At 75.8% G+C, this 3,030-nt stretch carries 4 protein-coding genes and 1 pseudogene; 1 reads left to right on the forward strand and 4 read right to left on the reverse strand.

All coding sequences use genetic code 11. From position 1 onward, the window contains the following. From ABEB16_RS19920 to ABEB16_RS19935, 4 genes and pseudogenes are all read right to left on the reverse strand, one after another. Nucleotides 1-303 (reverse strand): annotated as a pseudogene (locus ABEB16_RS19920) (polyphosphate kinase 2); the annotation flags it as partial. 234 nt (nucleotides 304-537) lie between these two features. Then, complete coding sequence (locus tag ABEB16_RS19925; RefSeq protein WP_345713940.1) at nucleotides 538-1,290, reverse strand: class I SAM-dependent methyltransferase; 753 nt, start codon at nucleotides 1,288-1,290, stop codon at nucleotides 538-540. Between the two features lie 64 nt (nucleotides 1,291-1,354). Further along, nucleotides 1,355-2,080: a M15 family metallopeptidase gene (locus tag ABEB16_RS19930; protein WP_345713941.1), complete on the reverse strand. Its 726-nt coding sequence runs from the start codon at nucleotides 2,078-2,080 to the stop codon at nucleotides 1,355-1,357. Nucleotides 2,081-2,161: 81 nt separating this feature from the next. After that, complete coding sequence (locus ABEB16_RS19935) at nucleotides 2,162-2,473, reverse strand: metal-sensitive transcriptional regulator (protein ID WP_345713942.1); 312 nt, start codon at nucleotides 2,471-2,473, stop codon at nucleotides 2,162-2,164. Between the two features lie 160 nt (nucleotides 2,474-2,633). Between ABEB16_RS19935 and ABEB16_RS19940 the strand changes: the two genes are divergently transcribed. Then, a complete protein-coding gene (locus tag ABEB16_RS19940; protein ID WP_345713943.1) occupies nucleotides 2,634-2,867 on the forward strand; it encodes a heavy-metal-associated domain-containing protein in 234 nt (77 codons plus the stop codon). The last annotated feature ends 163 nt before the right edge of the window (nucleotides 2,868-3,030 follow it).

Here is a 3,030-nt window from a genome sequence, read left to right on the forward strand (position 1 = left end):
GCGGGGGTTGAGGTGCTCGGTGAACCGCTTGATGGTGCCGCCCTTGCCGGCGGCGTCGCGGCCCTCGAAGAGGATGACGAGCCGCTCGCCGCTGTCCTTGATCCAGTTCTGCAGCTTGAGCAGCTCGATCTGCAGCAGCCGCTTGGTGCGGTCGTACTCCTGCCGCGAGAGCCGCTCGGCGTACGGGTAGCCCTCGCGCCAGGTGTCGACGGCGCTGCCGTCCGGGCGCAGCAGGACGGGCTCGCCCTCGTCGTCGACGTCGACCCGCAGTTCGCGCAGGTCCGAGGCCAGCTGCTCGGGCATCGCCTCGCCCCGCGGGGGCCGCCACGCGACGGGGTAGGGCCCGTGCGGCGCCTCGGCCGGGGTCTGGTCGCCGTCGGCCGGGGTCTGGTCCTGCGGGGTCTGGTCCTGCTGCGTCTCGACGACGTCGGTCTCGCTCACGGCGGTGTCCCTCCACGCGTCCTGCCGGGTGCCGCAGCACTGCCTACCGCATCGCGCGGTGGGCGGCACCCGCGGCGCGGGTGCGCGGGAGGGCCGTCACACCACGGCCAGGGCGCACCACGCGGTCGCCGGGACCACGAGCGGTGCGGGCAGCAGCTGCTCGCACCGCTCCCGCAGCCGCCGGCGGGAGCGCTCGTCCAGCCCCGCCACGTGGTCGCCCGCCGGCCCCACGCCGAGGGTGTAGGGCTCCCACCACTCGTCGAACGAGGCGTACCGGACCCGGACGGTGAGCTCGGTGTCGACGGAGGGCTCCAGCCCGGCCCGCCGCAGCAGCTCCGCCAGGTGGCCCCGGCGGGTGCCCGCGAGCTGCGACTCGTCCGGTGCGCCGGGGTCCAGGTCGCGCACCGCGGTCCAGAAGACCGACATCGGGCTGCGCCCGCCGGCGATGTCCCACACCGAGGCGCCCACGGTGCCACCGGGACGGGTGACCCTGGCCATCTCGGTGAGCCCCGCCACCGGGTCGGTCATGAAGTGCACGACCAGCTGGGCCAGCACCACGTCGAACGTCGCGTCGGCGTGGGGGAGGCCCTCGGCCGCGGCCGCGCGCACGTCCGCTCCCGGCAGGCGCTCGGCGGCGGCGGCGACGAAACCGGGGGAGGGGTCGACGGCCGAGACGTGCTCCGCCCCGAGGCGCTGCACGAGCTGCGCCGCGAGCGCACCGGGACCGCAGCCCACGTCCAGGGCCCGCTGCCCCGGCCGGACGCCGGCCAGCTCCACCAGCTGCGCGGCCAGCGGTTCGGCGAAGCGCCCCATGAAGCGCCCGTACGCATCCGCCACCCCGAACGCCACGGTCCACGGTACGTCCGGCGGCGGTCCGGGGGCACCCCTGTGCGGGCGCGCGGGAGCTGCGGCGTCAGGCCGTGAAGGTCCAGTGCCAGGACTCGCGCGGCACGTTCTCGGTGAAGCCGTACTCCTCGGCGTGCGCCCGCATCCAGGTCAGCGCCTCGCCGTCGAGCTTCAGGTCGAGGCTGAGGCCCCAGCCGTGCTCGCTGGTGCCGGGCTTGGCGGCCAGCCCGCCCTGGGAGTACAGGCCCTTGCGGCGGGCGACGTCGACCTGCTGGTCGTAGGAGCGGTAGGAGTCGGTGACGCCGATCGTGACGCCGTCGCGGGCGGCGGCGGCCTGCAGCTTCTTGAAGTTGGCCGCGGCCGGTGCCCACATCGTGTGGTTGCCGACGCCGATGCTGCTCAGCGCGGCGGCGGGGATCCTGCCGTTGCCGTAGGCGGCGAGCTCGACGGGGACGCCCTTGGCGTTGCGCGCGCCCGACGTCGCGGTGGTGGCGGTGGCGGCGCCCGTGGCGGTGGTCGTCGCGGTGGCGGCGCCGCTCGTCGCCAGCCCGGAGGTCAGGCCGGAGGTCAGGCCCGAGCCGAGCCCGGAGGTGAGCCCGGAGGTGAGCCCGGACGTGAGGCCACCGCTGGTGCCCACGCCGGCGACGGCGCTGGAGAGGGAGGAGGCGAACGCCTGCCCGCTGGCCGAGGTGCCGCCGAGGGTGCCGGCCGTCGCGGCCGCGGGGGGTTGCAGGGAGGAGATGAAGCCCTCGATCTCCGCGATCCGGGACATGACCCCGTTGATGCCGTCCACGACGCTCCCTCCCGCGATCCGTTCGTCACGCGGTGTCTCGACCGGCGGGGACGGGGGCTTGAGCCGTTCGGGTGGCGGGGTTCAGGAGCGCACGAGCCGGGCGATGGCCTCGGAGGCCTCCTTGAGCTTGGCGTCGGCCTCGGGACCACCGGCCGCGGCGGCCTGCACGACGCAGTGGGCGAGGTGGTCCTCCAGCAGCGCCAGGGAGACGGACTGCAGCGCCTTCGTCATCGCCGACACCTGGGTGAGGATGTCGATGCAGTACTGCTCCTCCTCCACCATCCGCTGCAGCCCGCGCGCCTGGCCCTCGATGCGGCGCAGCCGCTTGAGGTAGTCGTCGCGGTGCTGGATGTAGCCGTGGTGGGCGTGCCCGTCCGGCGTCGTGGTCTCCACCTGTGCTCCTCCTCGGCTCGCGCGTCACCGCCCAGGGTACCCCCGGGGAGTACTCCGCCGACCGGTCCAGCCGCCGTGAAATACGGGTGGGGGGTATGTTGTTGGGCAGGGCGACGGCGATCGGACCCGCGCCGCCCGCACCCACGAGGAGGACCCCGCGATGAGCACCCCCGCCCCGACCGCGACCTACGCCGTCACCGGGATGACCTGCGCCCACTGCGTCGGCGCCGTCACCGAGGAGGTCTCCCGGGTGCCCGGCGTCACCGCCGTCGACGTGGACCTGGCCACCGGCCGCCTCACCGTCACCGGCAGCCCCGCCCCCGGCCAGGCCCCCGACGAGGCCGCCGTGCGCGCCGCCGTCGAGGAGGCCGGCTACCGGCTCACCGGCGCCTGACCCGACCCGCCACCACCCGACCCGCGCACCACCCGACCCGCGCACCAGGAGGACCCGATGAGCCCGTCGCCCGGCACCCCGCTGCGGCTCGGCGCCTTCGCGCTCGCCCTCGCGGGCGCCGCCGGTGCCGGCGCGCTCGCCAGCCGCGCCGTCGGCCCCGTGG

Origin of the sequence: Kineococcus glutinatus, from assembly GCF_039542765.1 — a bacterium.
Lineage (GTDB): Bacteria > Actinomycetota > Actinomycetes > Actinomycetales > Kineococcaceae > Kineococcus_A > Kineococcus_A glutinatus.

Excerpts from the sequence above, each read along its gene's own strand:
- ABEB16_RS19940 (WP_345713943.1), top strand. The coding sequence starts at position 2,634 with ATGAGCACCCCCGCCCCGACCGCGACCTACGCCGTCACCGGGATGACC.